The 26,793-nt window shown below is 64.8% G+C and carries 17 protein-coding genes and 1 tRNA gene; 11 read left to right on the plus strand and 7 right to left on the minus strand.

Annotation, left to right across the window (positions count from 1 at the left end; genetic code table 11):
- Nucleotides 1-27: 27 nt before the first annotated feature.
- From THIARS_RS17115 to THIARS_RS17150, 8 genes are all read left to right on the plus strand, one after another.
- The gene (locus tag THIARS_RS17115) at nt 28-648 is read left to right on the plus strand and encodes a phosphatase PAP2 family protein (RefSeq protein WP_245845965.1); all 621 of its coding nucleotides are present in this window, start codon (nt 28-30) and stop codon (nt 646-648) included.
- Nucleotides 645-2,180, plus strand: coding sequence for a TolC family protein (locus THIARS_RS17120; protein ID WP_245845966.1), 1,536 nt, complete (start codon nt 645-647; stop codon nt 2,178-2,180). The genes THIARS_RS17115 and THIARS_RS17120 overlap by 4 nt, the downstream gene beginning before the upstream one ends.
- A complete protein-coding gene (locus tag THIARS_RS17125) occupies nt 2,177-3,259 on the plus strand; it encodes an efflux RND transporter periplasmic adaptor subunit (protein WP_094161938.1) in 1,083 nt (360 codons plus the stop codon). The genes THIARS_RS17120 and THIARS_RS17125 overlap by 4 nt, the downstream gene beginning before the upstream one ends.
- Entirely contained in the window at nt 3,256-6,384 is a 3,129-nt protein-coding gene (locus tag THIARS_RS17130) for an efflux RND transporter permease subunit (protein WP_094161939.1), read from the plus strand. The genes THIARS_RS17125 and THIARS_RS17130 overlap by 4 nt, the downstream gene beginning before the upstream one ends.
- Nucleotides 6,365-7,054 (plus strand): response regulator transcription factor, encoded by a 690-nt coding sequence (locus THIARS_RS17135; RefSeq protein WP_094161940.1) that lies wholly within the window; start codon nt 6,365-6,367, stop codon nt 7,052-7,054. Before THIARS_RS17130 ends, THIARS_RS17135 begins: the two co-directional genes overlap by 20 nt.
- Nucleotides 7,051-8,448, plus strand: coding sequence for a sensor histidine kinase (locus THIARS_RS17140; RefSeq protein WP_094161941.1), 1,398 nt, complete (start codon nt 7,051-7,053; stop codon nt 8,446-8,448). The genes THIARS_RS17135 and THIARS_RS17140 overlap by 4 nt, the downstream gene beginning before the upstream one ends.
- Before the next feature lie 59 nt (nt 8,449-8,507).
- Nucleotides 8,508-8,594, plus strand: a tRNA-Leu gene (locus THIARS_RS17145).
- Nucleotides 8,595-8,768: 174 nt separating this feature from the next.
- Nucleotides 8,769-9,725 (plus strand): tyrosine-type recombinase/integrase, encoded by a 957-nt coding sequence (locus THIARS_RS17150; protein WP_094161942.1) that lies wholly within the window; start codon nt 8,769-8,771, stop codon nt 9,723-9,725.
- A 377-nt stretch (nt 9,726-10,102) separates the two neighbouring features.
- Here THIARS_RS17150 and THIARS_RS17160 read toward each other — a convergent pair whose 3' ends face one another.
- The 6 genes from THIARS_RS17160 to THIARS_RS19315 form a co-directional block, all read right to left on the minus strand.
- A complete protein-coding gene (locus THIARS_RS17160; protein WP_245845967.1) occupies nt 10,103-10,873 on the minus strand; it encodes a transposase in 771 nt (256 codons plus the stop codon).
- A 368-nt stretch (nt 10,874-11,241) separates the two neighbouring features.
- On the minus strand, nt 11,242-12,558 hold the full coding sequence (locus THIARS_RS18435) for a hypothetical protein (RefSeq protein ID WP_141202455.1): 1,317 nt from the start codon (nt 12,556-12,558) through the stop codon (nt 11,242-11,244).
- Nucleotides 12,559-12,572: 14 nt separating this feature from the next.
- The gene (locus THIARS_RS18440; protein WP_141202456.1) at nt 12,573-13,265 is read right to left on the minus strand and encodes a hypothetical protein; all 693 of its coding nucleotides are present in this window, start codon (nt 13,263-13,265) and stop codon (nt 12,573-12,575) included.
- An 18-nt stretch (nt 13,266-13,283) separates the two neighbouring features.
- Complete coding sequence (locus THIARS_RS17170; RefSeq protein WP_141202457.1) at nt 13,284-13,823, minus strand: hypothetical protein; 540 nt, start codon at nt 13,821-13,823, stop codon at nt 13,284-13,286.
- Nucleotides 13,824-14,171: 348 nt separating this feature from the next.
- Nucleotides 14,172-14,462 carry a nucleotidyltransferase family protein gene (locus tag THIARS_RS17175; RefSeq protein ID WP_094161945.1) on the minus strand — a complete coding sequence of 97 codons (291 nt, stop codon included), beginning with the start codon at nt 14,460-14,462 and terminating at the stop codon, nt 14,172-14,174.
- A 118-nt stretch (nt 14,463-14,580) separates the two neighbouring features.
- Nucleotides 14,581-14,733 (minus strand): hypothetical protein, encoded by a 153-nt coding sequence (locus tag THIARS_RS19315; RefSeq protein WP_186436732.1) that lies wholly within the window; start codon nt 14,731-14,733, stop codon nt 14,581-14,583.
- A gap of 355 nt (nt 14,734-15,088) precedes the next feature.
- Here THIARS_RS19315 and THIARS_RS17185 point away from each other — a divergent pair, with 355 nt between their 5' ends.
- The gene (locus tag THIARS_RS17185) at nt 15,089-16,255 is read left to right on the plus strand and encodes a polysaccharide biosynthesis/export family protein (RefSeq protein ID WP_094162225.1); all 1,167 of its coding nucleotides are present in this window, start codon (nt 15,089-15,091) and stop codon (nt 16,253-16,255) included.
- A gap of 130 nt (nt 16,256-16,385) precedes the next feature.
- On the opposite strand, the gene THIARS_RS17190 is transcribed toward THIARS_RS17185, so the two are convergent.
- On the minus strand, nt 16,386-17,654 hold the full coding sequence (locus THIARS_RS17190; protein WP_141202458.1) for a glycosyltransferase: 1,269 nt from the start codon (nt 17,652-17,654) through the stop codon (nt 16,386-16,388).
- 160 nt (nt 17,655-17,814) lie between these two features.
- Between THIARS_RS17190 and THIARS_RS17195 the strand changes: the two genes are divergently transcribed.
- Together THIARS_RS17195 and THIARS_RS17200 are read left to right on the plus strand one after the other, a co-directional pair.
- A complete protein-coding gene (locus THIARS_RS17195) occupies nt 17,815-25,455 on the plus strand; it encodes a type I polyketide synthase (protein ID WP_094161947.1) in 7,641 nt (2,546 codons plus the stop codon).
- Nucleotides 25,452-26,786, plus strand: coding sequence for an aminotransferase class I/II-fold pyridoxal phosphate-dependent enzyme (locus THIARS_RS17200; protein WP_094161948.1), 1,335 nt, complete (start codon nt 25,452-25,454; stop codon nt 26,784-26,786). Before THIARS_RS17195 ends, THIARS_RS17200 begins: the two co-directional genes overlap by 4 nt.
- The last annotated feature ends 7 nt before the right edge of the window (nt 26,787-26,793 follow it).

Raw genomic sequence — 26,793 nt, forward strand, 5'->3', positions numbered from 1 at the left:
CGGGCCTTGTGGGAGACGTACGGCACCATGCTGGCGCCGGAACGTCGGGTCTCGATGGTTTCGTTCAACACCACCGCTTTTCTCTGGATCAATGCTTCGGCGCGGCCGCCCGTCTGGCTGCTGGATCTGGCCTGGTTTGCCGCGCAAACCCTGGTGCTGGCCGCACCCCTTCTGCTGGTGGGCGGCTGGCTGTGGCGCACCCGCGCGCCGCGCGCGGCGCTGGTGCATGCCGCGCTGGCCGCGCTGCTGGGCCTGATGATCAACCAGGGAATCGGCCTGCTGTGGTTCGAACCGAGGCCGTTCATGCTCGGCCTGGGGCACCAGTTCCTCGCGCACGGAGCGGACAACAGCTTCCCCAGCGACCATCTGACCGTGATCTGGGGCACGGCCTTCTCCCTCTTGTTCCACAAGGGCTGGCGCAAAGCCGGTTTCGCGCTGGCCTTGATGGGCCTTCCCGTGGCCTGGGCGCGCGTCTACCTGGGCGTGCACTGGCCACTGGACATGCTGGGTGCCGCCATGGTCGCCAGCGGCAGCGCGCTGCTGCTGTGGCCCTGGCATGGGGCCTTGCGGTTCGCCACGCGCCTCATGAATCGCGTCTATCGGCGCATCGCGCAGCCGCTGATCGCGCGTCACTGGATCGAAGCATGAGCAAGACGCCGCCTGGCCCGTCCATCCCGGCACCGCAAGGAACGCCGGCCATGCGCCATGCGCCCGCGCACATCGGGCTTCGCGCCTTCGTCACCGACGCAAGACGCCAGCGCCGTCGCCGTCGCAAGGTCATGCTGGCCGGCAGCCTTGCGGCCCTCGCGCTGTTGCTGGCGGGTTGCGCGGGTTATGCCCCCAAGCCCTTGCCCGCAAACGCCCACTGGCAGGACAAGCTTGCCGCGCTGCGCGTGAATCCAAGCGATATCCCTCTGCCCCGCCTGGCGGCGCAGCCTCTGGACCTTGGCCAACCCCTCACGATGGACGCGGTGGCCACGCTGGCCGTTCTCAACAACCCACAACTGCAACTGGCGCGCGACCAGGTTGGCATCGCCCAGGCGCAGGCGTTTGCCGCGGGTTTGCTACCCGACCCGCAGTTTTCCACCACGCAGGACTATCCCGGCAACAGCGCGGGAGCCACCAGCAGTGCCTACAACTACTCCCTGAATTTCGACCTCGGCAGTCTCATCACCCGCCCGGCCGCGCGCGCCGCGGCAACGGCCCATGTGCGCGACATCGACCTGCAACTGCTGTGGCGGGAATGGCAAACCGTGGGACAGGCGCAACTGCTGTTCGTGCAACTGAGCGGCCTGCAGCAGCGTGACGCCTTGCTTCGGAGCCAACGCGACTTGCTGCGGCGAGGGCTGCAACGCACGCGCCAGGCGGTTGCGGCCGGCAACCTGCCGCGCACCAACGCCGACGCGGCCTTGGTCGAGCTTCAAGCCGTGGAGCAGCGCCTGGCGAGCGACGCGCAGCAGCGCCTCCAGCTCGAATCCAGGCTCCACGCCCTGCTCGGCCTGGCGCCCAACGTGCCCTTGCAACTGGCGCCGCTGCCGGCCCTGCCGGCGCACGACACCGCTGCCGCACACGAAGCCCTGGCGCATCTCGCCGCCATCCGCCCCGACCTCATGGCCTTGCGCGCCGGCTACACCAGCCAGGAGCAGAAGTTGCGCGAGGCGGTGCTGGCGCAGTTCCCCTCGTTCAGCGTCGGCCTGAACCGGGCGCGCGACACCGCCAACGTCAACACCCTCGGCTTCGGTGTGAGTTTCAGCCTGCCCATCTTCAACGGCAGCCGTGGCGCCATCGCGGTGCAGCGCGCCACGCGGCAAGAGCTGTTCGACGCCTACCAGTTGCGGCTGGACCAGACCCGTGCCGATGTGGCCCAGGTCCTCGCCAACCTCGACCTGTTGCAGCACCAGCGCCACAACTTGGAAACCGGCTTGCCACAGCTCGAAAGCGCCGAACGCGCCGCCACCGCGGCGCTGGACGCCGGAGCCATCACCCTGCCCCAGGCCCAGGCCCAGCGCATGGCCTTGCTGCAGCAACGCCTGGCCCTGCAGGCCAACGCCCAGCAAGCCGCCGAGCAGGCCGTGGCCCTGGACCTTCTCACGGGCACCGGGGTGTACCGCCCGGCGCCGGCCGCGCTGCAGCCCGACACGCCCAAGCCAACTTCCGAACTGCGGAGCAAATCCCGATGATGATGTCCCTGCCCTGCGCATCTCCTGACCATCTCCTGCGCCGGCTGCGACCGCTGGCCTTGCTCGGCCTGGTGCTCGCAACCGCCGTACCAGGCCGCACCCAGGCCGCGGCTGCACCGGCGGTCTCGGTGCTGGCGCAAGTGGCGCCGCTGCGCCAGGGGCAGCTCGCGCAGACGGTGCACGCACTCGGCAGCGTCACCACGGCCAGCAGCCGGAATCTGACGATTGTCTTTCCGCGCCAGGTGCAGGTGCGACGGGTTCTGGTCCGTACGGGCCAGCGCGTGAAACAGGGCCAGCCCTTGATGACGGTGCAGACGGCCCCGGGTGCCGATCTGGCCTACACCCAGGCCCAGAACGCGGTGCGCTACGCCCAAGCCGACTTGCAGCGCGTGCAGCAACTGGCCGCGCAGCAACTCGCCACCGAGACACAGGTGAACGCCGCACGCAAGACCCTGGCCGATGCGCAAGCGCAACTGGCCGCCACGCAGCAGCAGGGCATGGGCAGCGGCGTGCGCCAAACGATGGCGCCATTTGCCGGCGTGGTGACTGCGGTGCAGACCACGCCCGGCGCGCTGTTGGGTCCCGGCAGCGCCGCGCTGACGCTGGCGCCCTCGGCGGGTTTACAAGCCGTCGTGGGCGTGACGCCCGAAGTCGCGGCCGCACTGGTCGCGGGCCAGCCCGCGCGCCTGCAACCCGTGTTCGACCCCGACAAGACGGACACCGCCACGGTGCTGTCCATCGCAGGCGTGGTGGACCCGCAGAGCCACCTCGTGAACGTGACCCTCGCGCTGTCGCCGCAGACCAAGGGCTTGCTGCCCGGCCTTGCGGTCCAGGCGCAAATGGACCTGCGCCATTGGCGAGGCTGGGTCGTGCCACGTCAGGCCGTCCTGCGCGACGCCTCGGGCCAGGCCTATGTGTTCCAGGACGATCACGGCAAGGCCAGGCGCGTGAACGTGAAGATCGAGCTCGATCAGGCCGAGCACACGGGCGTCAGTGGGCCGTTGAACCCGGGCCTGCCGCTGGTGGTTCTGGGCAACGACGAACTTCGCCCGGGCATGGCACTGCGGGTGGCGAAATGAATGTCTCGCAATGGCTGCAGCGGCATCGCCGCTCGGTGCTGTTCTTGCTCGCCCTGCTGGCCGCCGGCGGGGTGATGGCGGCGTTCAAGCTGCCGGTCGGATTGTTCCCCAATGTGGATTTTCCGCGCGTGGTGGTGAGCGCGGACGCAGGCGATCGGCCTTCGCGCCAGATGATGCTGCAGGTGACTTACCCACTGGAACAGGCGGTGAGAAGGGTGCCGGGTGTGGTCGACGTGCGCTCGACCACCAGCCGTGGCACAGCCGATATTTCCGTGAGTTTTCACTGGGGCACGGACATGAATGTCGCCGCCGTGCAGGTGAATGAGGCAGTGACGCAGAAACTTCCTCAACTGCCGCCGGGAACGATTCTGTCCAGCAAGCGCATGGACCCGACGGTCGATCCCATCATCGCCTACAGCCTGACGTCGAACACGGTGCCCCTGACCCGTATTTACGACCTGGCTCAATTCCAGTTGCGCCCGCTGCTGTCCAGCATCAACGGTGTCGGACGGGTGCAGGTTCAAGGTGGCGAACAAGAGGAATACCACGTCATCGTCGATCCGGCCAAACTGCAGGCCGACGGCCTGAGTCTGGGCGATGTGGAGCGCACCCTCGCCACCGGCAACGGCGTGCAAGCCGTCGGCAAGCTGGAGGATCGCTACAAACTCTTGCTCGCACTGGCCGACTCGCGCCTGCGCGGCGCCGCGCAAATCGGCGACCTGGTGCTCAGGGCCACGCCCACCGGGGTGGTGCGCGTGCGCGACGTGGCCGTGGTCACACGCAGCACGGTTCCGCAGTGGATACGCGTGACGGCGGATGGCCACAATGCCGTGCTGCTGAACATCTACCAGCAACCCGGCGGCAACAGCGTGCAGATCGCGCGCATGGTTCGCCAGGCCCTGGCCCGCTACAAACTGCCGCCGGGCGTGAAGCTGGCAAACTGGTACGACCAGAGCACACTGGTGGTGGCCTCCGCCGCCAGCGTGCGCGACGCCATCCTCATCGGCGTGGTGCTGGCGGGCCTGGTGCTGCTGCTGTTCCTGCGCAGCTTCAAGATCACGCTGATCGCGATGATCACGGTTCCAGCCGTGCTGGCCGCCACCGTGGTGTTGTTGTATGCCCTAGGGATGAGTTTCAACATCATGACCCTGGGCGGCATGGCGGCCGCCGTGGGCCTGGTGATCGACGACGCCATCGTGATGAGCGAGCACATCGTGCGCCGGCTGGGCGAATCGCATACCGGCGAGGAAGGCGGTACGGCGCGCCGTAGCGGGGTGATGCACGCGGCGATGGAGTTCTTCCGCCCGCTGGCCGGTTCCAGCGCCTCCACCGTCATCATCTTCGTGCCGCTGGCTTTTTTGTCGGGCGTGACCGGCGCCTTCTTCAAGGCGCTGGCGCTGACCATGGCGGCGGCCCTGGTCATTTCCTTTTTCGTCTCGTGGCTGGCGGTGCCGCTGCTGGCCGACCGTTTCATCACCCGGCGCGACGTGGAAAAGGAGCAGCAACGCGAGCATGGCCGTCTGCTGTCGGCCTTCCAGCGCGGCTATGGCCGCCTGCTGCCGGCATTGCTGCGCCGGCCCGCCTTGCTGCTGGTGGGGCTGGTGCCGTTGCTGGTGGTGGGTTGGATCGCCTATCACCACGTAGGCAGCGGTTTCATGCCCCATATGGATGAGGGTGGTTTTATTCTCGACTACCGAAGCCCGCCGGGAACGTCCCTGACCGAAACCAACCGCTTGCTGACCCAAGTCGAATCGATCTTGCGTCAGACGCCCGAAGTTCAAACGTGGTCGCGGCGCACCGGGGCGCAGTTGGGTGGCGGCATTACCGAAGCGAATGAGGGGGACTTCTTCGTGCGCCTCAAACCCCCGCCGCGCAAGCCCATCGATCAGGTGATGGAAGCGGTGCGGCAGCGCATCGAGACGCAGGTGCCGGGGCTGAAGATCGAGATGGCCCAACTGATGGAGGACCTGATCGGGGATCTGACGGCCGTGCCCCAGCCGGTCGAGATCAAGATCTTCGACGACAACCCGCGACAACTCACGCAGTTGGCCGACAAGACTGCAGCGGGCATCGCCAAGATTCCGGGCATCGTCGATGTGAAAAGCGGCATCAAACCTGCCGGGGACGCCCTCAACATCCGCCTCGACCCCACGCGCATGGCGCTGCAGGGCGTGGACGCGCAGCAGGTGCAGGCGCAACTGGCGGCGCTCATCGGCGGCAGCGTGGCGACGCAGATCGAGCAGGGGCCGAAAATGGTGGGCGTGCGGGTGTGGGACGCACCCGACCTGCGCCAAACGCCCGAAGACATCGCTGCGCTTCCACTGCGCGCGCCCGACGGCCATGTGTTCGCCTTGCGCGAAGTCGCCAACATCAACATTCTGACCGGCCAGCCCGAGATCACGCGCGAAAACCTGAAGCGCATGGCGGCGGTGACGGCGCGCATCAGCGGACGCGACCTCGGCTCGACGATCGTGGCAGTCAAACACGTGATCGATGCCCCGAACTATTACCCAGAAGGGGTCTACACCCGGCTCGGCGGCCTGTACAAGCAGCAGCAAATCGCCTTCAAGGGTTTGCTGCAGGTGCTGGTGGCCGCAGTGCTGCTGGTGTTCTTCCTGCTGCTGTTCCTGTACGAGCGTTTCAAGGTGGCGCTCGCCATACTCGCCATGCCGCTGGCGGCATTGCCGGCGGTGTTCATCGGGCTGTGGATCTCGGGCATCGAGTTGAACATCTCGGCCATGATGGGCATGACCATGATCGTGGGCATCGTCACCGAGGTGGCCATCTTCTACTTCAGCGAGGTGCAGGAGTTGCAGCAGGCGCACCCCGACATCTCGCTCGACGCGGCGCTGGTGCAGGCCGGCATCAACCGCATGCGCCCCATTGCCATGACCACGCTGGCCGCCATCTTGACGCTGGCGCCGCTGGCCCTGGCCATCGGCCAGGGTTCGGCCATGCAGCAACCGCTGGCGGTGGCCATCATCGCCGGTTTGGCGGTGCAACTGCCGCTGGTGCTGCTGCTCATGCCAGCCTTGTTCAAGCTGCTGGGCGGCAGCCTCGCCAGCGAAGACAATGACCCCACAGCAATCGATGAGGTAACAACCGATGCGCATTCTGCTGGTTGAAGACGATTCCATGCTCGGCGCGGCCACGCAGCAGGCGCTGCGCGACGCGGCCCACGCGGTGGATTGGGTGCTGGACGGCGATTCGGCGCTGGCGGCCGTCAAGGCCTCCCCCTACGAAGCCATGCTGCTCGACCTCGGCCTGCCCAAGCGCGACGGGCTGGCCGTGCTGCAGGCGCTGCGCCAGGCCGGCAACAATCTTCCGGTGATTGTCGTCACCGCGCGCGACGGCGTCGACGACCGCATTCGCGGCCTCGATCTGGGCGCCGACGACTACCTCATCAAACCTTTCGAGGCCGGGGAATTGCTGGCGCGGCTGCGCGCCGTCGCCCGGCGCAAGGGCGGCCAGGCCCAGCCCGTGCTGAGCAACGGTCTGCTCAGCCTGGACCCGGCCACGCGTGAGGCCAATTTCGGCACCAGCGCAGCCCGCCTGTCCGCCCGCGAATACGCGCTGCTGCACGCCCTGCTGCTGCGCCCTGGCGCCATCCTGTCGCGCGCCGAACTGGAGGAACGCATCTACGGCTGGAACGAGGAAGTGGAAAGCAATGCGGTGGAGTTCCTCATCCACGGCATCCGCAAAAAACTCGGACAGGCTGCGATCAAAAACGTGCGCGGCGTGGGGTGGATGGTGGACCGCGAAGCGCAACAACCCTCCGCCGCGCCCGGATCATGAACCCTCTGACGCCGCTGCGGCGCTGGGCCGCGCAGTCGCTGCTGCGGCGGCTGTGGCTGTGGATGACGGTCATCGTCGTCGGCGTCGGCATCGCCACCGCCAGCCTGTCCTACTGGTTCGGCTACCAGGAAGCCAATGAGCTGCAGGATGCGCAGCTGCGCCAGATCGCCAGCCTCGCGCACCGCTGGGGCCATCCTCCGCAAGGCGTTGTCGAACCGCGCGGCGCCGACGTCGACCAGGACGCGCGCATCGTCGTCCAGCGCCTGGACTTGCCGGCGCCACACCATGGCCTGCATCTGCCGCCCGGTCTGGCCGACGGCATGCACGTCGTCGAGTCCGACGGGCATGCCTGGCGGGTGTATGTGCGCGGTGGCGCGCATGGACGCATCGCCGTGGCCCAGCGCACCGATCTGCGCACCGACGCCGCGATCGACAGCGCCCAGCGCACTCTGTTTCCGCTGCTGGCCCTGATCCCTCTGCTGGCCCTGCTCGCGGCCTGGGTCGTGCGCCGGGCGCTGCGGCCGGTGCGCAGGCTGGCCGCTCAAGTCGACGCGCGCGACGACGACCGACTCGACGCGCTGCCGTTGGACGACGTGCCGCAGGAAATCCGCCCCTTCCTCGCCTCCATCAACCGCCTGCTGATGCGCCTGGCCGCCATGCTGGAACGTGAACGCCGCTTCGTCGCGGATGCCGCCCACGAACTGCGCACCCCGATTGCCGCACTCAGCCTGCAGGCCGAGAACCTGGAACACGCCGCGCTGCCCGACGACACGCGCGCCCGCCTGCGCAGCCTCCAGCAAGGCCTGGCGAGAACCCGTGCCGTGGTCGAGCAATTGCTCAGCCTGGCTCGCGCGCAGTCGGGCCGCGGCGTGGCGCTGCGCCCGACCGACCCGGCCCAGGTGCTGCACCACGTGATCGAAGATCTCATGCCCGTGGCCCAGCAGCGCCGCATCGATCTCGGCCTGGAACGCAACGAGGGCGCCCTTGTCCTCGCCGACCCCACCCAGCTCTACACCCTGCTGCGCAACGGGCTGGACAACGCCCTGCGCTATACAGCGCAGGGCGGGCGCGTGGACCTCGCCGTGTTCACGGAAGTGTCGGGCAACGGGGTGAAACGCGTGAACATCGATATCGCCGATACCGGGCCCGGCATCCCGCAGCAAGACCTGGAGCGCGCCTTCGAACCGTTCGAGCGCCTCGACCGCGCGGCCGAGTCCATGGGCAGCGGCCTGGGCCTGGCCATCATGCGCAACATCGCGCAAAACCTCGGGGGCAGCATCCAACTCGACAACCGCCCCACCGGCGGCTTGCGACTGCGCTACAGCCAAACTGCGCTGCCCTCCACAGCGTCGGCCATGGCGGAACCACCGCCCCTGCCAAGTGCCCGCGCTTAAGGCAAACAAATTGAAGCGTCAGCCTGGATTGGCTCGACTGTGAAATAATTGAACGCTTTGCCGGGATGGCGGAATCGGTAGACGCAGCGGACTCAAAATCCGCCGCCCTTAAAAGCGTGGGGGTTCGAGTCCCCCTCCCGGCACCACGAACATTTATCACCAAACACCGCTTAACCCCTAAAAGCCACGTAATTCAATGAGTTACGTGGCTTTTTTGTTGCTTCATCTAACCACCAATCATCGCCATTTTCGATAATTTCCCATACCATTTGCACCAAATTTGCACCAGGTGCTGCACCAAGCTTGGAGGTGAACGGGGGATGGGAACGGTCGTCAAGCGCGGCAAGACATTTCGGGCGCAAGTCAGGCGCCATGGCATCAGCCGGTCCGCGACCTTCGATACGAAGGCCTCAGCTTACGCATGGGTCGAACAAGTCGAGCGGGACATCGATGCCGGCGCTTCCGGTGACACGGTCGCCCCTGCTGGAGCGACGTTCGCCACCCTGCTCGAACACTACCGAGATCAGGTGAGCGAATCCAAGCGCGGCAAGCGCTGGGAGGTCGCGCGCATCCACCGTACATTGCGAGACCCGATTGCCGAGGTGCCGCTGGCGCGTCTGGCACAACCTGCTGTCGTGGCATGGAGAGACCGGCGATTAAAGCAGGTCAGCCCCGCATCGGTGCAGCGCGAATGGAACCTGCTGTCGCACGCCTGCAGTCTGGCCGTCAGGGAGTGGCATTGGCTGGTCGAAAACCCGTTTACTGGGGTGCGGCGCCCTCCCCCAACCCCGCCAAGAGACCGCTTGGCAACCGAGGCGGAACTGGGTCGCATCCTCTTGACGCTCAGCTATCAGCCTGGACTGCGCCCATCCACGATTTCGCAGCGCATTGGAGCCGCTGCGGTGTTCGCTGTCGAGACGGGCATGCGGGCCGGCGAAATTGCCAAGTTGACCTGGGCCGACGTCGCTCCGACCGTCGCGACGGTGCGTTCAGGCAAGACCGCCGCCGCAACACGCCGTGTTCCGCTCTCACCCGTCGCGCAAACCGTGTTGTCAGGGCTGAAACCGGATCCGGTCGACCTCACGGCCAGAGTTTTTGATCTGGCTACATCGCAGCTCGATTCGCTGTGGCGCAAAGCGAAGAAGCACGCCATGATCGAAGATCTGCATTTCCACGATCTGCGGCATACGGCAGTTACCCGACTCGCCAAGAAACTCCCCATTCTGGATCTGGCGAGGATGATCGGGCACAAGGATCTTCGCATGCTGCAAATCTAAATCTATTACAACGAAAGCGCCGAGACGATGGCGGATCGACTCAAGATGGATTGAAGGGGCCTACGCCGACGAGCCAAGACCGTGGCCGATTGCTGGTTGCTTCAAGCCTCGCAACAAGATCGGCTTGGACGCGGCACCGGAGGCCCTGAAGGACGCCCGGGCCCGCAACAGGGCCTCGGTCGATGCCATCTGGCACTACGCCAAGTCTGCCGCGTGGCCAACGTGATGCGGCCCGATCTGGAGAACATCGCATGAGCCTGGCGCGGGCAACGAATCAGGCGAATATTGCAGCCCCCGTCCGTGCGCGCCTGCTCAACCTCGCCAAGACGCAGGGTGTCGATTTCAATGGCTATCCGGATTTGACTGTGTAGGAAGGCTCAGAGCCTGCCTTCCTGGATGAGCCTGGCCAGTGTTGAAATGTCCACACCGTAGTTCTTCTCTGCTTCTGGCGCCTCGTGTTGAAACGTGGTGAACGTCGCCATGCGCCCGGCCATGTCGTCGGCCATTACTTCACGGCGGCGGAATTTCGGCCTGACCTTGTTGTGCACGCCCTCGGTGAAGAGGATCTTCGCGCGCAGCGCCTCGAAGCTGTAGCCGCGACCCAGGCGATTCATGACCCGGATGAGGCTGTTCAGGCTCTCGGTGTACGCGTTGGTGACCGGGTGGTCGAAGTAGGCGAGGATCTGCGGCTGCCAGTTGGTGAAGGCGCGGATCACATGGAACTTGTCGATGACGATGCGCGCGTCGGGCATGACCGCCTGCACCGCGTCGCGGTATGGCACCCACATATCCATCGCCACGGTCTGAACATCGTGGCGGCCGTCGAGGTTGCCCAGATAGTTGATGACCGTCTTCTTGTCGCGGTTCGGCAGCAGGTTGACGATGGTGTTGCTGCGGATGTTGGAGATCACGCAGCGTGGCTTGATGATGTGAATCTCGTCGATGCCCATCCAGGTCGGCGTCTCGAAGCGAACTGTCTTCTCCAACTCGTTCACGTAGTCGCGGAAGATGTTGCGCACCGTCTTTTCATCGAGGCCGATGTCTTCCGCGATGCTGGCGAAAGTGCGCCGCAGGCTTTGCTGGCCGATCCAGACGACCAGGCGGTCGGTCATCTCCCGCTTGGTGTTGATTGCTGGCAGCGGCTCCATGAAGGTCTTGCCGCACGCCTGGCACCTCCAACGCTGGGTGTCCACGTAGATGCCCACGCGTTGCCGTGGATCAACAAATCACGCACGATCTGCTCGTTGCGACCATGGCCCAGCAGGCAGTCGTGTCCGCATGCCCGACAGTGGGTTGGCGTCTGCGCAATCTCGGCGCTGATGTGGTAGTCGTGCTCGGTTTCCTCAACCCGCAATACCTTGTAGGCGGGGAGATTCAGGATATTAGCGGGAATTTTATAATACCCAGTGATGCGATCATGGATCAGGATCGGAAAATTGGAACGGATCGACGAACTCAAGAGGCTCCCGGCACGCGACTCGGATATGGAAGAATCATCACGGTGTTTTGTGATAAATTACTTGCAGTAAGTGCGCACTATGCAACTTGGTGGATACGGGACGGTCCCATCAGTATTAATAAGAATCGAGCCGTACGGTGGAGTGTACATCTGGCCGCACGTATAAGTTGCTTGAACACGCATAGACCCATGCATAGTATTCATGCTCCCATATTGGCGGAAGATTGAAAAGACGGCTTGCGTTTGATTATAAAATAGATCTGCAGTTGTGCTTGGTGTCCACGGGCCATCGAAGTTGCCTTCGCTAGAATGTATTACGCTTGCATAACAGGCGGTCCAACTTTCTGCATCGTTTTCAGCGGCCGCTAAGGTTGTTTCTGAACCTGGGTTTGCGCAGCCAGCTACGGATCCAGTGATGGCATCCGCCGAAATAAGCGATGCATTGTAATAGCGTGTTAGCACAATAGGCGGCTGGAGTGATGGATATCCATTATTTTCAAGCTGCAAATACAGCGTCCCGATATCGCTCGTAATCCCAGTTCCCTGTTGCCCTTCTAGATAGCACGTCAGACTATGCCCGCTCCAGTCATCCGAGCAGAACTCCGACGTGTTCGGGGTTGGCGGCTCGATGCTGGGGTTGAGCACGCCGTCGGCCACACTCGCCAGCTTGATCACCAAGTCCAGCGAGTTGAGTGTGTACTGTCCCGGTAGCAGTGATGTGGGCGGAGCAATGTCATACGCTGCGATGAATTGAGCGCTATGCCCGGCTGTGAATGTGTTGTAGGCCGGGTAGGCAAAAAGATTGCCCTGAGAGTGTGCCGTCAGAAGGATGTCATCGCCTGCGTTGTACCAGCCATCTAACGCCGTGCTCATCGCCGCCGTATCGGCCCGCGTCGGCGGGTGTGCAGCCTCGTACATCAGATCGGCGGCATTGAGATTGACGACCGACTGATTGCCTGGGTTCATGAAGATGTACAGCAAATAGTCATACCAGGCTGGCGCGGGGCGGCCATTCTCGTTGGCGATTTGCCAGAGGGTTTCGACAACGTCCTGCCAAGCGCCTTTGATGGCATCGACCATGGAGGTGAGCGTTCCCTTGTCAGATGGCAGGTTGTTTAGACCGCTACTATTGTATAGCAATTCGAAATCGCCGTTCTGACAGGCGGTTGTGTCGGAGGGGTTGGCGCAAATGGCGGACTTTAAGAATTTTATATCCTTATAGGCCCCAATTTTTGTGACAAAAACACCATTGATAAATGGAATAATAATCTTGTGCGCTGGGCAAGTCTGCGCTAAAACAAACCTTTCCGGGACCATAAGCAGGGAAGCTAGAAGAAGCGCCGAAAGGAAATAAGTGGCGATATTTCGAAGCATATCTATAGCGACGCTCAATAGGATTTACAAGTGTCTCCAGACGGGAGTCCGAGAGGGCCGCTTGGCGCATTGTTATAGGCCATATATGCTTTCTGACGGATAGGTGTGTTCGCAATCATGAAATCGATGGCATTGGTCCAACCGGGGTCATAAAATACACTACCCAATGAGTCGCCTAGGCAGTTAACCGCATTGCCAACTTCTGCGTCGACCGCAGCGAGCGCTTTTGCGTTGGTGGGATCAACCAATAATGCGTCCTGAGTCGCATGTGCCTCTTGCACCATGGCCGCCTTCTGCGCCGCCGTCATCGGCAATCCCTGAATCCAGTTGTAGATATCCACCCGGATGCCGTGGGCGTTGGTGATGCCCGCGATAGTGGAGGTTTGATCTAGCAACTGTGGGTGCGCGATCATGTAACGCGCTGAGTTCAGCACATAAAGCCTCAGCGCTTCGCCCGTCAGCACCCCCTTGACGGGCTGTGGCGCCGGGGGTATGGGCCAAGGCTGCGCCTTGGCTGCGATCGGCGCAGAAGCCGATGAAGCGGGCTTTGTGGGAGAAGAACTCGGACTTGCAGAGGCCGCTTTGGTGCACGTCGGGCAACTCAAAGTCGTGCTGGCGGCCCCTCCGCCGCCACAACCCGCAAGCACGACCGCCAGACTTGTACACAACGAACCAATTAGACGCTTCATGCCAATGCGAAGATGCATGAGAAAACTCCTCGATGTTCAGAAACTGCGCTGCAAGACCAACCCCAGCACGGGATACCAGCGCAGTTGATTCAATGCCCCAGTCAGATCCTGGCGTTGCGCATCCAGGTCCGTGCGCAACGCCGTTTGCTGCGCTCCACCCAGCGTGGTCACCCCTTGCAGATGGACCATGGCGCCGCCTTGGTACAACGCACCGACATCGACCTGCCAATGCCACCCCCTGACCACCGGTGCATTGCCTTGCCAGCCCACACCCAGATAAGGGTCCCAGCGCGCATAACGGGCTTGCCCATCCAGACTGCTGACATCCTGGGCGCTGTAAGTGTGGCCGTTGAGGACATAGCCCCCAGCCGTGGCCGTCGCCTGCAGATTGATGCGGGAGTCGTTGTAGAGAACCCCGGCACTCAGGAAGAACCGACCCAGGAACGGTGCATAGTTGGCACGCATCATGGCACTGCGCAATTGAACGGTGCCGTCCGTATGTCCACCGCCGCTGTCATAGCTGTGGTACAGATTGGACTCCTGAATGGACGCCTCGATGCTAAGACTCTCTGGCACGACATCACGGCTGACAACTAGACCAGCCCCGAGTGTGCCGAGGCTGATCCCAGCCGACCAGGGCGACGCTGCCCACGCATGAGAAAAACCGAGAAACAAACCGAAAACTGAACCGATAAGGTGTCTCATCTTCCTCCCCAGGCATGGAGAACACAACCGAATTCGGATGAGCGAGCTCGGCTCGGATGTAGTAGTCATCCTCGGTTTCCTCAACCCGCAAGACTTTGTAGGCGGGGAGATTCAGGATGTTGGTGGGCATCAATCAGCGGTAGGTCCGTGTCGCGCAAACTGCGCCCGATGGCTTCGAGAATGTGGCCGAGATGTCCGGCAGCCGCAGATCGTCGTGTTTCATGCGGGCCTCGCTTCCGCAATGACCGTGGCCCGGAACTTGTCCGGCAAACCATTGAGTGTCAACACATCGACCGACACGCCGAGCAGATTGCTCAGTTCGAGGCGGATCGCGCCGATGTCGACCAGCGACATTTCTGGGGTCGGGTCGATCAACAAGTCTAGGTCGCTACCCTCGGCGTCATCGCCGTACAGGACCGAACCGAACACGCGCGGATTGCGGGTGCGGTGCGCCTCGGCAATCCGGCGGATCGCCACGCGGTTGGACTCCAGGGCGGCAGGTGGTCTCATGGCTTGATCTCCACAACGCAATCCGAATTCATCATAAGATGATGCTGCGCTCACGACAAAAGATTGATCCGATCTATCGTGTTCATGACAGACGCAGACCGATCATACAAATACACACTCAAATCTGGATACCCATTTCAATCAGGTCCTGGCGCGCTTCGCGCTGGAGCGCAGCCTCGATCGCCCGACCCGATCGCAGCACGCGGGTCGTTTTCTGCGCAAGGGCGCGCTCCTGTTTACCCTCGGTACGACATGCCGCATCGAGCGACACGCGACGCCGATCTGCTTGGCTTTGGTGCGAGCGGTCTGGCCTCGGTCGCCGAAACTTTCCGCGACGTCGCCGGCCTACCCAGATCACCGACGCATCGGCTGACGACCTCACCGTCGTCGCGACGCGTCCGATATTGCTCGACGGCGCGTCTGTCCCATGGCCGTGATTTCGGGAGGGTCTGGCCCCGCAAAAGCGTCAAGATTCAAGACGTGTGACTGACCGCAATCGCTACACTTGCCGCAGTTTGCCGTGGCTGTCGTCCGCGACGCAAGCAGCAGGCATCGCCGCTTCAAGGGCATGTTGCTGACCTGGCGAGCTTTCCATCCGTTTTTTTTCATCCCATCCCATGCTTCCCATGATCCGTCAGATTGGCTTCGCGCTCGCGGCCTCGACCCTCGCCATTCTGAGCGGGTGTGCCCATTTCGTTCCCTCGGCCGGGCCACGCACGGCCTCCGTCGTGGATGCCCCACAGGCAGCCTCCCTGCATGGCATCGAACTCGTCGATGTCAATTATGGGATTGCCACGGCGCTGAAGAAGCAAAGCGAGGGGCGCCGGTTTTCCAGTTTTTTCAGCCAGCCCAGGCTCACCGACTATCACGTCGGCCCGGGAGATGTCCTGCAGGTGTTCATCTGGGAAGCGCCGCCTGCCATGCTGTTCACCCCACAAGCACTCAGCGGCTCGGGCCTCAGCAGCAGTGGCACGGGTACGGTAACCCTGCCCGAACAGATCGTCGGCAACTCTGGCACGGTCGTCGTTCCGTTCGCCGGAAAAATTGGGGTGGACGGCAAGACACTCTCCGAAATCGAAGCCGACATCACCAACCGGCTGCGCGGCAAGGCGAATCATCCGCAAGTCATTGTTCGGTTGGTCCGTAACAATACCCAGAATGTCACCATCGTCGGCAATGTGCAGCACAGCATGGAAGTGCCGATGACCCCCGGCGGGGTCAAGCTTCTACGGGCGATCGCGCTTGCGGGCGGCGTCACCAAACCGGTGGAGAAGTCGACCATTCAGATTTCACGCGACGGGCGCACCATGACGTTGCCGCTGGAAGCGATTTTGCGCAACCCCCAGGACAACATCGCCCTGCAATCGGGCGACGTCGTCACGGCCCTGTATCAGCCGTTGAGTTTCACCGCGCTGGGAGCGATCGGCCGCAACGGTGAGGTCGATTTCGAAGCCAACGGCATCAATCTGGCCCAAGCTCTGGCGCGCATCGGCGGGCTGGACGACAACCGCTCCAATCCGGCGGGCGTCTTCCTGTTCCGCATGGTGCCGCCCGATGCACTGCCGTGGCCACAAAAGCCCACGACGCTGATCGATGGCAAGGTCCCCACGATTTTTCAGTTCAATCTGCGCGATCCCGCAACGTTTTTTGTCGCACAGACATTCCCAGTGGAGAACAAGGATCTGATCTACGTGTCCGACGCCCCGGCCACGGATCTGCAAAAGGTCCTCAACGTCGTGGGCTCCATCGTCTATCCCTTCCAGACCCTTCAATCCTTTGGCGTCATACGGTAACCGTGGGATGCGTTGATCGGGGGCAAAAGCACGGCGCGGCGTCTGGACGGGATGCCGCGCAGCCGTCCGGCATGGGTTCGGCACCACGGATGTCGGCAGACCACATCGGTCATTCCGACCGATTTTTGGGTCATGCCGCAGACTGCTCCAACAGACCTTCTATCGCATCGCACGCGACGCGCGCGCCATCCTCGGCGTTCAAGATGGGCGCGATGCGCGATAGGCCTTTGGCGATCCGGTCATCCCCTTCAATCGTGCGGATCGCGGCGGCAATGTTCGCCCCGGTGTAGTTCCCGATGTCCAGCACGCGCCCCAGCCCGATGCACTCGGCGCGGCGCGCGTTGTCGAACTGGTCCCATTCCGACGGGACGAGCAGGGAGGGCACGCCGAAACGCGCGGCCCAGCCCAGGGCACCGATGCCACCGGAATGCACCACCAGCGCGGCGTGACGAAACAGCCGGGCATACGGGAAATAGCCAGTGACCAGGATGTCCGCGTGCGGCGCGAATTGCCCGTGAAACTTTTTGGCGGCCACGATGATTGCGCGCCGACCACTTGATCGCGCCGCCGTCACGCTCTGCTCGAAAAACGTCCCCGGATCGCCGCGCGTGCTGCCGCCAGGGGCAAACACGATGGGCCGCGGCCCCGCTGTGGCGAAAGCGACGATGGCCTGCTCCTGATCGTCTCCACCGAGGAACGGTGGGTCAAACCAGGCAAAGCCCGTCGCCAAAGCGCCCTGCGGCCAATCCGACTGCGTCGGGGCGAGTTCGGGCGACGTCATCAAGAGATTGAGTGCCGTGGAATACATGCCCTCAAAGCGCGGATGCCCCGGCAGAGGAATGCCGAACCGGCGATACAGCCGCACCTGCGATTGCATCAACACACGTGTGGCCAGTCGAGCCAAGGGCAAGAACATCCGTTGCGACAGCCCCAGACGTGCCGCGCGTTGTTGCCAGGGATACAGATAGGGCCAGAACGGCGCGTCATGGCGGGACGGAATGACCAAGGGGGACGCTGCCGAAAATACCCAGCGCCGGCCTGCAACCCGACAAGCCAGTGCGCCGGCATAGGCGAGCTGGTTGCCAATCACCAGGTCCGACTGTTGCACCAGCGGCAGCAAGGCATCGAGTTCCGCTTCGAACTGCCGAGGCGCCAGGGTGGATCGCAGGCGCATTCCCAGACTCTGGGAATGCGCCCTATTTTGGTGCTGCTCGATAGGCATGTGCCGAGCCTGCGGTAACGGTTCCAGACGCATGCCCATGGCTGTGCAGGCCGAACGGTGATGTTCTTCCGCTGCAATTTGGATGTCATGGCCCCGATCTTGCAGTGCTTTAGCCAGTGCAAACAAGGGAATCATGTCGCCAAACCCGCCTTTACCAACCAAAAGAATATGGGCCATGAGCGAAAGTGGGGTCTGTGGAAATTTGATCGGGCCAAAACTCGGATGCTAGCTGTCGGAGCGCGAACCGCTGTCGGCCCGACGTGACAAAAATGTGTCATCCTTTTCGGTTAGGATGTTTTTAGAACGGACATAAAAATCATTTCTTGGGCGGGGAAGAATGCCTTTTTCAAATAAAAATAACGACAAATTACAAAATGTCGCAATCATCGGGATCGCGATGCGTTTGCCCGGTGATTTGGCTGACGCCCAGTCCTTTTGGACAGCGCTGATCGAGGGCGCTGATCTCGTCACCCAAATCGACGGTTCCCGCTGGGCGGTGGACGCCCTTGAACACCCCAAGCGCGGCGAGCCGGGCCGCAGCGTGACATTCTCTGCAGGCGTCCTGTCGCGCATCGATACGTTCGACGCGGCTTTTTTCGGGATTTCCCCGCGCGAGGCTGAATTGCTCGATCCCCAGCAGCGCCTGCTGCTGGAACTCACCTGGGAGGCGCTGGAAAACGCCCACGTCAAACCCTCCACGCTCGCCGGTCGTGATTGCGGTGTGTTCGTGGGGATTTCAGGGCTGGACTACGGGATGCGCATGCTCGACGACCTGTCCAAGATGGGTGCGCACTCCATGACGGGCAATACGTTGAGTATCGCCGCCAATCGCCTGTCGTATGCATTCGACCTTCACGGGCCGAGCATGGCCATCGATACCGCCTGCTCGTCGTCGCTGGTCGCGCTGCACCAGGCATGCACCGCCCTGGCAACGGGCCAAGCCTCGACAGCCCTGGTCGGTGGCGCCAATCTGCTGTTGCACCCCTATCCGTTTGTCGGTTTTACCAAGGCATCGATGCTCTCGGCGCAAGGCCGCTGCCGCGCCTTCGCCGAGAATGGAGACGGCTATGTCCGCGCGGAAGGCGCGGCGATGTTCCTGCTCAAGCCGCTACATCAGGCCGAGCAGGACGGAGATCGGATCTGGGGCGTGATCCGAGCCAGCGGGGTGAATGCCGACGGCGCGCGCAAAACCGGGCTGACCATTCCCAGCGCGGACGCCCAGGCCGAACTCATGCGTCAGGTGCTGCGCAGCGCCAGGCTCCTGCCCGAAGAAATCGATTACATCGAAGCCCACGGTACGGGCACCCGCATCGGCGACCCCATCGAAGCCCGCGCCATCGGCCAGGTGTACGGCGCCGCAGCGCGGCGCGCGCAGCCGCTGCCCATCGGCTCGGTCAAGAGCAATCTCGGGCATATGGAACCCGCCTCGGGCATGGCTGGGCTGCTCAAGGCACTGCTCATCCTGCAGCACCGCACCATCCCCCCGTCGATCCATGCTCAGACGCTCAATCCCGAGATCGATTTCGATGCGCTGCATCTGCGGGTCGCGCGGCAGGCGATGGCGCTGGAGGAGCAAGACCGTCCGCTTCGCGTCGGCATCAATTCCTTCGGCTTCGGCGGAGTCAACGCCCACGTCATTCTCGAGGAGTACCGGGCCGGTCATGGGCACACCACGCCCGCGCAATCCCCGCGACTCGTGCCCCAGCCGGTTTTGCTACCGCGCCGCGACGGCCCTCCGCTTCCCCTCTTGCTGTCGGCCAAGGACGACGCCGCCCTGCGCGAACTCGCCGCACGGTATCTACCGCTGTTGTCCGAGACCCATGCGGCGGGCCGCATTCGCATCGCCCAGGCCGCATGGCAGGGGCGCGATTGGCTGGACATGCGCTTGGCCCTGCCCGATTTGCTCGACCCCGACGCGCTCGACGCCCTGCGGCGTTTTGCCGAGGGTGAAAGCGTCCCCACCCTCGTGCACGAACAAGCCCTGCCAGCTCCCGCAAAGCTTGCTTTCGTCTACAACGGCAACGGCGCGCAGTGGTCCGGCATGGGCCGCAAGCTCCTGGCGACATCGGCCGTCTTCCGTCATGCGCTGCTGCAAACCGCATCGGCCATTGCCCGACACGGCGGGCCTGACGTCTTGGAGGTTCTCGACGCGCAAGACCCCGCTGTGATGGACGACACCGCGCTGGCTCAGCCCGCGCTGTTTGCCGTGCAGGTGGCAACGACCGAACTCCTGCGCAGCCTCGGCATCGACGCCAAGGCTGCTTGCGGGCACAGCGTGGGCGAAATCGCCGCCGCATGGGCTGTGGGCGCACTCGACCTGAATGCCGCGGCACGCGTCATCGTCGCGCGCAGCAAGGCCCAGGCGCTCACTCGCGGCACCGGACGCATGGCCGCCGTCGGTCTTGGCGTCGAGGCCATGCGCGACACCCTTGCTCGCCTGCAACTCGACGACGCGCTGGAAATCGCGGCGGTCAACAGCCCGCGCAACGTCACCGTCAGCGGCTTCAAGACCGCGCTGGACATTCTGCGCAACGCCTTGCGGCCCCAACCCATCTTCTATCGCGAACTCGATCTGGACTACGCCTTCCACAGCCGCTTGATGGAACCGATTCGCCAGGGGTTGCAGGCGGATCTGGCCGACCTCGCCCACGAGCGGTCGCAGACCGGACTGTTCTACTCCACGGTCAGCGCGGCGCCGCTGACATCCGAAGCGCTCGACGCTGACTACTGGTGGCGCAATGTGCGCGAACCCGTGCAATTCGGGCCGACCATCGACCACATGGCCGCGGCCGGTCATCGCGTGTTCCTCGAAATCGGACCGCATTCGATCTTGCAGCGCTACATCGACGAAACCCTGCAGGACGGCAAGCACCCCGGCCGTGCGCTGCCCACCGTCCGCCGCGAAGCCGATGATCTTCCGGCGCTCGAACGCGCCGCCCTGCGTACCGCGCTGCTCGGCGCGCCGGTGGACGCCAACGCCTACTTCCCCGCCGACAACGACTGGAAGCGAGCGCAACTGCCCGCCTACCCCTGGCAGCGCAAGCGTTACTGGGCCGGCCACACCGCCGAGAGCTGCGCCCTGATCGAGCGCAGCCTCGTGCACCCTTTGCTGGGCTGGCGGCTGAACGACCTGCCCGCCGCCTGGGAAAACCATCTCGACCCGGTCAAGTTGCCGTGGCTGGCCGACCATCAAGTCGGGCATGCGGTCATCCTGCCCGGCGCGGCGTATCTTGAAATGGCCTTGGCTGCCGCGCGCGCCTGGCACGAGGACTCCGCACAGACCCTCGTCGATCACCTGGAAATCCTCAGCCCCGTCGTGTTCGATGGTGAGCACGCCCACACCCTGCGCGTCATGCTCGACCCCGCCGATGGGCGCGTGCGGATCGAAGGCCGCAGGCGCCTGAGCCATGACGCATGGGCCTTGCACGCACGCTGCCAGGTGCGCGCCGGCAGCGCCAAGCACATCCCCGCACCAGGGCAGATTCCCGCGCCTTGCGCACACGCGGCGTCCATCGACGGTGCGCGCCTCTACGCCGTCGCCAGCGCACTTGGCCTGGACTATGGCCCCGCCTTTCGCGGCCTGCACGCCTTGCAAGTGGCGCCGGACACCCTGCAGGCGCAACTCGCCTGGGCCGAACACACCACCCCGGCGCAGGGCTATGTGCTGCACCCCGCGGTACTCGACCAGTGTTTTCAGGCCACGTTCGGCTGGTTCGAGGCCGAACTCGCCACGGCTGCGCGCCCCACGGCGTTCCTGCCCGTCGGCATGGAGCGCGTCACGGTGCGACAGGCGGACGTCGGCGCCTTGGCCACGCACCTGCGTGCGCGCCTCGTGCGTCGCAGCCCGCGCTCGCTGCTGGTGGACTTTGATCTGCTTGACGCCGACAGCCACGTTCTGGCCGAGGCGCGCGGCGTGCGTTTTCGCGCAGCCGCCCTCACCACGCAGCACACACTGCCGCAAGCCTGGGCCACGCGGGCGCAACTCACGCCCCTGCAAGGCGACCCCGTCGCCACGGCGCCGCTGCCTTCCACGCCCGACCTCGTGGAGGCCATCGAACACGGTTTCACCGCCGCCGATCTCGGCGCGTTCCGCCGCTATGCCGAAGAACTCGCGCCCTTGGTGGATGCATTGCCCGCCGCCTTTGCGCGCGACGCCCTCCTTCCCTTTGCGCAGCCCGACGGCACGCTCGACCCCGCCACCCTCACACGACTGCGCGAGAGCCATCCACTGTGGACGTGGTGTATCGGCACGCTGCAAGACGATGGCGTCCTGCGCAGGCACACCGCTGGCTGGCAGCTCCGCGCAGACGAACTGCCCCCGACCACCGCGATCTGGCAATCGGCCCTGATCGATTGTCCGCAAGCCTGGCCCGAACTGCTCCGCATGGCGCGCGTCGCCGAAAGTCTGGCCGAACTGGCCGAGGGCCCCACCGCGCAAGCCAACGACCGCGCGGCAGAGGTCGCATCCGCTGCGTCCGATGTGCCCTGGTACGCCGCCGCGCACCAGGCCGCCCTCTACGGCATGCGGGCGCTGGTGCAGCGCTGGCCGCGCAACCGCCGGCTGCGCGTGCTCGACGTCTGCGCCAATGAAAGCAGCCTGCTTGACGCCCTCCACGCCGAGTTGCCCCCCGATCGCAGCGATCTCGTGTACGCGAGCAGTTCGGAGACGGCTGTGGCATCCCTGCAGGCGCACATGGATGGCGCGGCGCACAGCGTCGCCACGCACATCGATCCGGCCAGCTTCGCGGTCGATGCGGTCGATGGCTTGCCCGAACACTTCGATGTCGTGCTGCTCGACCATGTCCTGCATGCCAGCCCGACCCCGGTTGCGGCGTTGGCCGAACTCGCCAAGCGCATGGCGGCGGACGCTGTGCTGATCATCGCCGAACGCTGGCCCGACCGCGCCAGCAACCTGCTGTTTGGCGCACAGCGCAACTGGTGGCACACCGCTGGCAGCGGCGTCGTCCCCAGCCTGATGACCCCGCATGCCTGGACGCAAGCTTTGCAGGCGGCCGGCTGGCAGCACGTGCAGAGCATGACCGACCCCATCGCCGGAGCCGCAGGGCTGGGAAGTTTTGTCGTGCTGGCGCGCCCACCCACGACACAAGCCCGGAACACATTGGAAGATCGCGCGCCCAAACGCCATGCCCTGCTGGTGCAAGATCCTGCTTGGCGGCCCATGGCCGAAGCACTGGTCGCAACCTTGCTCGGCCAGGGGCAATACGCGCACATCGCCACGCAAGCGCCGGATGCGGCGACCTTCGCCAACTGCGACGCAGCCATTCTTTTCCCCGCCCTTTCCACGCTGCAAGCCGGTTCACAGCAGTTGGCGCGCGACCTGGACGCCGTGCGCCGCAGCCTGCTGCAAGCCGCCGCCCTGGAAAAGCCTCCGTGCGTATGGCTCGTGACCCAGGGTGGCGCGCTGGCTGAGGAGCCGCAACCAGGCAGCAACGACCCCGTGCCCTCCGCTTTGTGGGGCATGGTGCGCGTGCAGCGCAACGAAGCTCCGCATCTGCCCATGCGCCTGCTCGACGTGCCAAACCCGGCCGACCTTGCCAGTGCAGCCGCCATGGCGACACGCATCGCCCACGCCGTGCTGCATGACGACGGCGAAGACGAAACCCTGCTCAGTGCGCAAGGCCGCTTCGCGCCACGCATCCAGGCGGTCGATCTCGGTGCACTCGCGCCAGCCTCCTCCGCGCCGCAAGCCGCCCATGACTGGCGTCTGGACTTCACCCTGCCGGGACAACTGCGCAATCTGCACTGGCAGGTGGCCTCCCGCGGCGCGCCGCAGGGCGATCAGATTGAAATCGAAGCGGTTGCCGCCGGGCTCAATTTCCGCGACCTGATGTACGCCATGGGCCTGCTGAGTGACGAGGCCTTGGAGCAGGGCTTCGCCGGCGCCGCGCTCGGCCTGGAAGTCGCGGGCCGCGTGCTGCGCTGCGGTCCCGGCGTGACCCGCTTCAAACCCGGCGACGACGTGTTGGCCTTTGCCGGATCCAGTCTTGCAAGCCACGTGTGCGTGTCCGAGCGCGCTGCGGCACTCAAGCCCCCATCCTGGAGTTTCGAGCAGGCCGCAACCGTGCCCACGGTGTTCTTCACCGTCTGGTATGCGCTGGTGCATCTGGCCCGGTTGCAAGCCGGTGAACGCGTGCTCATCCATGCCGCAGCCGGCGGCGTCGGGCTGGCCGCCATTCAAGTGGCCAAGCTGCTCGGCGCCGAAATCTTCGCCTCAGCCGGCAACGCCGACAAACGCGCCTTCGTGCGTTTGCTGGGCGCCGACCATGTGCTCGATTCGCGCAGCCCGGACTTCGACCAAGCCGTGCTCGACCTGACCCAGGGCGAAGGGGTGGACGTGGTACTCAACTCGCTGGCCGGCCAGGCGATCGAGCGCAACCTGCGCGCCATGCGCCCCTTTGGCCGCTTTGTCGAACTCGGCAAACGCGACTTCTACGAAGACACCACCATTGGCCTGCGCCCCTTCCGCAACAACATCAGCTACTTCGGCTTCGACGCCGATCAGCTCATGGCGCTGCGCCCCGAGCTGTCCACGCGCGTGTTCGGCGAAGTCATGGCGCAGTTCGCGCAAGGGCACCTCAACCCACTGCCCTACACCGCATTTTCTGCCGATCGCATCAAGGACGCCTTGCGGCACATGCAGCAAGGCCGCCACATCGGCAAACTGATCATCGACCTGCGCCAGCGCCCGACCCAGGTGCATACAGCAGCGCAGGCCGCGCCGCAACTTCGCCTGAACGCCGAGGCCAGCTATCTCGTCACCGGCGGGCTGTCCGGCTTCGGCCTGGCCACGGCCCAGTGGCTTGTGCAACAAGGAGCCCGCCACCTCGTGCTGCTGGGCCGCCGCGGTCTGGCCACCCCCGGCCTGGAGCCCACGCTGCAGGCCTTGCGCGAACAAGGCGCGCAGGTCGTTGTGATGGCTTGCGACGTGTCCGACGCCGCCGCGCTGCAACAAGCGCTTGCCCCGCTCGGGCACGCCCTGCCCCCGCTGCGCGGCGTGATCCACGCCGCGATGGTGCTCGACGACGCGCTGCTGCCCAACCTTGACGCCACCCGCTTCGCCACCGTGCTCGCGGCCAAGCTTGGCGGCGCCCTGAACCTGCACCAGGCGACCCTCGGCATGGCGCTGGACTTCTTTGTGCTGTATTCCTCCGCCACGGTCATGCTGGGCAATCCCGGTCAGGCCAACTACGTCGCGGCCAATGCCGCGCTCGAAGCCTTCGCGCGCTCACGGCGGTCGCAAGGACTACCGGCGTTGGCGGTGGCCTGGGGACCGATTGGCGACGTCGGCGTGCTCACGGCGAACGCGGCCGCCCGCGACGCCCTGGAAACCCGCCTGGGCGAAACTCCGCTGCAGTCCGCGCAAGCCCTGCAAGCCCTGGGTCGCCTCATCGCCAGCGGGGTTTCCGGTCTCGCCGTGATGCCGCTCGACGCCGCCACCCTGCGCCGCGCCCTGCCCGATACCGCCAGCCGCCGCTTTGCCGATCTGTGGCGCATGGCCGGCAACAGCCAGGGCCAGGACGCCGATGGCGACGTTCGCGCCCACCTCGCGCAAATGCCGCCCGAGCAAGCCCGGCAGGCCATAGCCGGCATGCTGGCAGGTGAAGTCGCCGCCATCCTGCGTCTGCCACCGGAGGCTGTGCCCTGCGCGCGTTCGCTGCACGATCTTGGGCTGGATTCGCTCATGGCCGTGGAACTCGGTCTCGCCCTGGAAAAACGCTTTGGCGTCACATTGCCGGCCATGTTGATCAACGACAACCCGACCGTCGAACGCATCGCCGACCGGGTCTACGCCGGGCTGTTCGGCGAAGGCGCGGCCGATGAAACGTCCGCCCAAACCCAGCTCGTGCAGAGCATGGCCGCGCAACACGCCGAATCCGGTCTGGACGCGCGGCAAGTGCAGGACCTGGTCGAGGACCTGCACACCAAAACCCACGGCGCCACGCGCCTGATCGCATGAACACCCCCGCCGACGACGATCCCACACCGGGCCTGGGCAAGGCAGCCCGCCTCGGTCTGATCGACCGTTTCCGCACGCGCCAGGGCGGCGCGAGCGCCGCACCCGCACGCGCCGCCGCGCCCGCGGCCAACGTGCCCGATCAGTTCTATCGCTTCGAGCGCCACCCGGCGTATGAAAGGCTGCTTGTCTCGCACAGCGCGGCCGAGCGCTATGGGGTGCAGAGCCCGTTCTTCCGTGTGCACGAGGCGGTGGCGGGAGCCACCACCACCATCGGCGCGCGCCAGTACCTCAACTTTTCCAGCTACAACTATCTTGGCCTCAACGGCCACCCCCGCGTCAACCAGGCCGCCCAGCGCGCGGTGGAGCGCTACGGTACGTCGCCGTCGGCCAGCCGCCTCGTCGCCGGGGAGCGTCCGGTGCAACGGCAGCTCGAACAGGCCCTGGCCACGTTTCTTGGCGTGGACGACTGCATCGCCTTCGTCAGCGGCCACGCCACCAATGTGAGCACCATCGCCACCCTATTGGGCCCGCGCGACCTCGTGCTGCACGACGCCCTCATCCACAACAGCGTGCTCGAAGGCGTCAAGCTCTCGGGCGCGCACCGCCGCAGCTTTCCGCACAACGACTGGCAATGGGTCGATGCCTTGCTCGGCCAGTTGCGCGGCCAGTTCGAACGCGTGCTCATCGTGGTGGAAGGCCTCTACAGCATGGACGGCGACGGCCCCGACCTGCGGCACTTCGTCACGCTCAAGCAGCGGCACAAAGCCTTTTTGATGGTGGACGACGCGCATGCCCTGGGCGTGCTCGGCGCCACCGGGCGCGGCAGCGCGGAGCATTGGGGCATCAACCCCCGCGACGTGGACATCTGGATGGGCACGCTGTCCAAGACCCTGGCCTCCTGCGGCGGCTACATCGCCGGCAGCACCCCGCTGGTGGAACTGCTCAAGTTCAACGCCCCGGGCTTCGTGTACAGCGTGGGCCTGTCTCCGGCACTGGCCGCCGCGGCGCTGGAAGCGTTGCACATCCTGCAGGAAGAGCCGCAGCGCGTGGCCCGGCTGCAGGCCGTGGGCGCAGAGTTTCTGCAGCTCGCCCGCGCGCGCGGCATCGACACCGGCCTGTCCGAAGGGCACGCCATCACCCCGGCCATCGTGGGCTCGTCGCTCAAGGCGGCGCGGCTGTCCAACGCGCTGTTCGAGCGCGGCATCAACGCCCAACCCATCATTTACCCGGCGGTGGAAGAAAAGGCCGCGCGCATCCGCTTCTTTCTCTGCGCCATGCACGAGCCGCAGCAACTGCTGGCCACCGCCGACGCCTTGGCCGAACTGATCTGACACCCAA

Origin of the sequence: Thiomonas delicata, assembly GCF_900088825.1 — a bacterium.
Lineage (GTDB): Bacteria > Pseudomonadota > Gammaproteobacteria > Burkholderiales > Burkholderiaceae_C > Thiomonas_A > Thiomonas_A delicata.